This window comes from Streptococcus mitis (assembly GCF_001579035.1).
GTDB classification, from domain to species: Bacteria; Bacillota; Bacilli; order Lactobacillales; family Streptococcaceae; genus Streptococcus; species Streptococcus mitis_J.
The window spans coordinates 115,086-120,677 of the sequence record NZ_KQ970288.1 but is presented as its reverse complement, the minus strand read 5'-3'; the positions used below and the strand labels follow the sequence as shown (position 1 = coordinate 120,677).

General features: G+C 43.7%; 6 protein-coding genes. 2 read left to right on the top strand and 4 right to left on the bottom strand.

What is annotated here, in order from left to right; translation table 11 throughout:
• Nucleotides 1–699: ABC transporter ATP-binding protein (locus SMIDD26_RS13070; protein ID WP_246746964.1), on the top strand; the 699-nt coding region annotated here is incomplete at its 5' end.
• 93 nt (nt 700–792) lie between these two features.
• Here the strand turns inward: SMIDD26_RS13070 and SMIDD26_RS06780 are convergent.
• Genes SMIDD26_RS06780 through SMIDD26_RS06765 form a run of 4 tightly spaced genes read right to left on the bottom strand, consistent with a single transcriptional unit; the run spans nt 793 to nt 3,715 of the window.
• Nucleotides 793–1,452, bottom strand: a complete 660-nt coding sequence (locus tag SMIDD26_RS06780) for an amino acid ABC transporter permease (RefSeq protein WP_000443889.1) — start codon at nt 1,450–1,452, stop codon at nt 793–795.
• 9 nt (nt 1,453–1,461) lie between these two features.
• Entirely contained in the window at nt 1,462–2,139 is a 678-nt protein-coding gene (locus SMIDD26_RS06775) for an amino acid ABC transporter permease (RefSeq protein ID WP_000131137.1), read from the bottom strand.
• A 12-nt stretch (nt 2,140–2,151) separates the two neighbouring features.
• Nucleotides 2,152–2,946, bottom strand: coding sequence for a transporter substrate-binding domain-containing protein (locus SMIDD26_RS06770; protein WP_078376026.1), 795 nt, complete (start codon nt 2,944–2,946; stop codon nt 2,152–2,154).
• A 10-nt stretch (nt 2,947–2,956) separates the two neighbouring features.
• Nucleotides 2,957–3,715 (bottom strand): amino acid ABC transporter ATP-binding protein, encoded by a 759-nt coding sequence (locus tag SMIDD26_RS06765; protein WP_061439634.1) that lies wholly within the window; start codon nt 3,713–3,715, stop codon nt 2,957–2,959.
• 176 nt (nt 3,716–3,891) lie between these two features.
• On the opposite strand from SMIDD26_RS06765, the gene recJ reads away from it, so the two are divergent.
• Nucleotides 3,892–5,592, top strand: a 1,701-nt coding sequence (gene recJ, locus SMIDD26_RS06760) for a single-stranded-DNA-specific exonuclease RecJ (RefSeq protein WP_061439684.1), incomplete at its 3' end; no start/stop codon positions are given.

Below are 5,592 nucleotides of genomic sequence, written 5' to 3'. Positions count from 1 at the left end.
GCCATGGGGCGTGCTATCGTCCGTGATGCAAAAGTATTCTTGATGGACGAACCTTTGTCAAACTTGGATGCCAAACTTCGTGTATCAATGCGTGCTGAAATTGCGAAAATCCACCGTCGTATCGGAGCTACAACTATCTACGTAACTCACGACCAAACAGAAGCGATGACACTTGCAGACCGTATCGTTATCATGTCAGCAACTAAGAACCCTGCTGGCACAGGTACTATCGGACGTGTAGAACAAATCGGTACTCCTCAAGAAGTTTACAAAAACCCAGTTAATAAATTCGTAGCAGGATTCATCGGAAGCCCAGCAATGAACTTCATCAATGTGAAATTAGTTGGTAGCGAAATTATTTCTGATGGTTTCCGTTTGAAAGTTCCAGAAGGTGCATTGAAAGTTCTTCGTGAAAAAGGCTATGAAGGTAAAGAATTGATTTTCGGTATCCGTCCAGAAGACGTGAATGCAGAACCTGCTTTCCTTGAAACATTCCCAGACTGTGTTGTAAAAGCGACTATCTCTGTATCAGAACTGCTTGGTTCAGAATCTCACCTTTACTGCCAAGTTGGTAAAGACGAGTTTGTTGCCAAAGTTGATGCTCGTGACTACTTGCAGACAGGTGCAACAGTTGAACTTGGATTTGACTTGAACAAAGCACACTTCTTTGATGTAGAAACTGAAAAAACAGTCTACTAAGATAAATGAAACTCAAAACACTGCTAGAGAAATCTGGCAGTGTTTTTTGAGATTGCGTAGAAAAACTCTCCAATTTAACTGGAGAGTTGCAGTTTATTCTGCAGCTTGTTGCCAACGTTTGGCTAGCATATGAGACAGGCTAGAAATGGCTAGGTTAAAGCTGAAGTAGATGAGGGCAATCAGGATATAAAGACTGAAGACCTGCTCTGGTTCGAAATAACGGCCCATGAGAATTTGGCTGGCTCCAAAGAGTTCTTGTAGGGCGATAACAGAGTAGAGGAGGCTGGTATCCTTAATCACGGTTACAAACTGAGAAATGATGGCTGGCAGCATTTTACGAATAGCTTGTGGGAGAATGATGTGGTAGAGGATTTGTGCAGAAGTAAATCCTTGTGACATTCCTGCTTCGTACTGCCCCTTATCCACAGCATTGAGACCGCCTCGGATAATCTCAGCTAGAGCTGCTGAGGTAAAGAGAGTGAAGGCTGTAATACCTGCTGGAGTGGATTTCATCTTGAAAACTAAAAAGATAGTAAAGATCCAGAGAAGGTTGGGAACGTTGCGCACAAACTCGATATAAATGCTGGAGATAATGCGTAAGACAGGATTTTTCCCATTTCTCATGACGGCTAGCACCGTTCCGATAAGTGTAGAGAGGACGATGGCAATTAGAGAAATATAGAGGGTCAAGCCAAATCCTTTAAAGATAAAGACTAGGTTATCTGGGGTCAAAACTTCTAAAATGGATTCCATAGTAACCTCCTAAAGCGAATAGGCTTTTTTGTTGGCTTGCTCCATCTTGCGACCAAACTGGGCAACAGGGAAGCATAGAGAAAAGTAGAGAAGGGCAGCACCTAGAAAGGCTGGGATATAGTTTCCGTTAAGAGCCGACCAAGACTTGGTCACAAACATCAAGTCCACTCCAGAGATGATAGCGACTGTCGAGGTGTTCTTGATGAGGTTAACGATTTGGTTAGTCAAAGGTGGGAGAATGATACGGAAAGCCTGAGGCAAGATAATCAAACGCATAGCACTGATATAGGTAAAACCTTGCGACAAGGCGGCCTCCATCTGACCGCTAGGAATAGACTGAATACCTGAGCGGATCACCTCAGCAATATAGGCACCGTGATAGAGCCCTACGCAGAGAACAGCTGTCCAATAAATCGGAATCATAATGATATGGTCACTGATAAGAGGTAGGCCATAAAAAACGATAACAAACTGCACCAAGAGGGGAGTATTTTGGTAAAATTCGACAAAGATGCGAGCTAAAATTCTCAATATTGGACGCTTGCTGGTTGACATGGCTCCAAAGAAGATGCCCAAAACCATGGCTAGGATAAAAGATCCGATAGCTAGTGCAAGAGTGAAGAGGAAACCATTGAAAAATTGTCCAAAATCCTGAAAATAGGCTGTCCAAGATGATAAATCTGTCATAGGGTGTCCTCCTTAATCTGCGGTATGGCTAGATGGTTTGAGCTTGTAACGGTCATAAAGTTTCTGCAAACTACCATCCTTGCTCCATTTGGTAACCAAGTTATCGAGATAGTCGTTAAGCTCTGTATTTGATTTCTTGGTAACAATACCGTAGTCTGATGGCTTGAAACTATCATCTAGTAGTACTGTGCGTTTGCTGATGTAGCCAGATAGAATAGAGCGGTCAACGGAAAAGGCATCAATACGGTGAGCATGAAGGGAAGTAATCAATTCTGGATAAGAACCAAGTTCGACGAATTTAAACTTCAGACCTTTCTTTTTACCCAGTTCAGTAATCAGGCGTTGGGTGATAGAACCTTGGGCGACTCCGATGGTTTTACCGTTTAGGTCCTCAATCTTTTTGATTTTGGCAGATTTATTGACCAAAAATCCAGAAGCATCTGTGTAGTAAGGGCTGGTAAAGTTGTAGAGTTTTTTGCGTTCGTCTGTGATGGTAAAGGTTGCGATATCCATATCGACCTGTTCATTGTCTAGGAGCGGTCCACGGGTTTGTGCGGTAACCGGCACATAGCGAACCTTGACCTTGAGCTCATCAGCTACCATTTTGGCCAAGTCCGTTTCGATACCAGAATAGGTCCCTGTCTTGGGATCCTTGTAACCGAAATTGGGAACGTCTTGTTTGACACCGACAACCAGCTCGCCTCTTTTTTGAATATCTGCGACGCTGGTATCAGCCTGAACTGGTTTTGTAGCAGCAAGGCCGAAAAGGCTAATCAGTAATGCTGATAAAAAGAATTTCTTTTTCATAGGTGCCTCCTTATTTGACTTTGTCACTTTCGTGGTTGATGATTTTGCTGAGGAATTGTTGAGCACGAGGTTCGCTTGGATTGTCGAAAAAGTCATCGACATCGGTCGTATCTACCAAAACTTCTCCGTCAGCCATAAAGATGATGCGGTCAGCAACTTCACGGGCGAAGCCCATTTCATGGGTAACGACAATCATATTCATACCATCGTGGGCCAATTTTTGCATAACAGCCAGAACGTCTCCGATGGTTTCAGGGTCAAGAGCAGATGTTGGCTCATCAAAGAGGAGGAGTTCAGGATGCATGGCGAGTCCACGTGCGATGGCAATCCGTTGTTTTTGTCCACCAGATAGCATGGCTGGATAAGAATCTTTTTTGTCCCACATATTAACAAATTCCAGATATTTTTGAGCTGTTTTTTCAGCTTCTTTTTTATCAATTCCTAGAACTTTTATGGGTGCGAGTGTTACGTTTTCTAACACTGTTTTGTGAGGGTAGAGGTTAAAATGCTGGAAAACCATGCCGACTTCCTTACGTAGAGGTACCAAATCTTTCTGGTTGGCACCAGCAACTTGGTGACCATTGACTAGAAGGCTTCCTTTGTCAACAGCCTCCAAACCATTGATGGTGCGGATAAGAGTGGATTTCCCAGAACCAGATGGTCCGAGTAGGACAACGACTTGTCCTTTTTCAAAACGGAGATTGATGTCGCGGAGTGCGTGGTAGTCTCCGTAATATTTTTCGACGTGTTCAAATTCTACTAAAGCCATAAGGAATCTCCTTTGTGTTAGATTTTATAACACGATTCTACACCAAAAGAATAGCCTTGTCAAATCATATCTGAAAAAATTCACTAAAATTTTATAAAAAAGCAATCTGTATAGAGAAAACGACTAAATCATGTTATAATGAAGCAATAGAATTCTTAGAAAGAGTGGATGTCTTTTTGATAACACCTACTTATGAATGGCAGTTTGCCCCGCAGGTAGAAGATGCGGATTTTACAAAGATAGCCAAGAAGGCTGGACTGGGTCCTGAGGTGGCTCGGCTATTATTTGAAAGAGGGATTCAGGACCAAGAAAGTCTGAAGAAGTTTTTAGAACCTTCCTTGGAGGACTTGCACGACCCTTATCTGCTCCATGATATGGACAAGGCAGTGGAACGGATTCGTCAGGCCATTGAAGAAGGGGAAAATATCCTCGTTTACGGTGATTATGATGCGGATGGTATGACTTCGGCTTCTATTGTTAAGGAAAGTTTGGAACAGCTTGGTGCTGAGTGCCGGGTTTATCTGCCCAATCGTTTTACCGACGGTTATGGACCTAATGCCAGTGTTTACAAATATTTTATCGAGCAAGAAGGAATTTCCTTGATTGTGACGGTGGATAATGGGGTTGCGGGTCACGAGGCTATTGAATTGGCCCAGTCTATGGGAGTAGATGTCATTGTGACTGACCACCATTCTATGCCTGAAACCCTGCCTGATGCCTATGCTATTGTCCATCCTGAACATCCGGATGCGAACTATCCTTTCAAATATTTGGCTGGTTGTGGAGTTGCTTTCAAGCTGGCTTGTGCCCTTTTAGAAGAAGTACAAGTGGAATTGCTTGATTTGGTTGCTATCGGAACTATTGCAGATATGGTGAGTTTGACGGATGAAAATCGCATTTTGGTGCAATATGGTCTGGAAATGTTGGGACATACTCAACGAATTGGTCTGCAAGAAATGCTGGACATGGCTGGGATTGTCGCCAACGAAGTAACAGAAGAAACGGTTGGTTTCCAGATTGCCCCTCGTTTAAATGCCTTGGGCCGTTTGGATGATCCCAATCCTGCCATTGATTTGCTGACTGGCTTTGATGATGAGGAAGCGCATGAGATTGCCCTTATGATTCACCAGAAAAATGAAGAGCGTAAGGAAATCGTCCAGTCTATCTATGAAGAAGCTAAGACCATGGTGGACCCTGAGAAGAAGGTCCAAGTCTTGGCTAAGGAAGGCTGGAATCCTGGAGTTCTAGGAATCGTGGCTGGTCGTTTGTTGGAAGAACTAGGGCAGACAGTCATCGTTCTTAATATAGAAGACGGTCGTGCCAAGGGTAGTGCTCGTAGTGTGGAAGCGGTCGATATTTTTGAAGCCCTAGATCCCCATCGCGACCTCTTTATCGCCTTTGGTGGCCATGCTGGTGCAGCAGGAATGACGCTGGAAGTGGAGAAACTCTCAGATTTATCTCAGGTCTTGGAAGACTATGTCCGTGAAAAAGGCGCAGATGCTGCTGGCAAGAACAAGTTAAATTTAGATGAAGAACTGGATTTGGAGACTTTGAGTCTTGAAATGGTCAAAAGTTTTGAACGTTTGGCACCTTTTGGCATGGACAATCAGAAACCTGTCTTTTATATCAAGGATTTTCAGGTCGAAAGTGCCCGTACCATGGGGGCAGGCAATGCCCATCTCAAACTGAAAATTTCCAAAGGTGAGGCGAGTTTTGAAGTGGTGGCCTTTGGCCAAGGCAGATGGGTGACAGAGTTTTCTCAAATCAAGAAGCTAGAGCTGGCAGTCAAATTGTCTGTCAACCAATGGAATGGCCAAACTGCCCTCCAGTTGATGATGGTGGATGCGCGTGTGGAGGGTGTTCAACTTTTTAACATC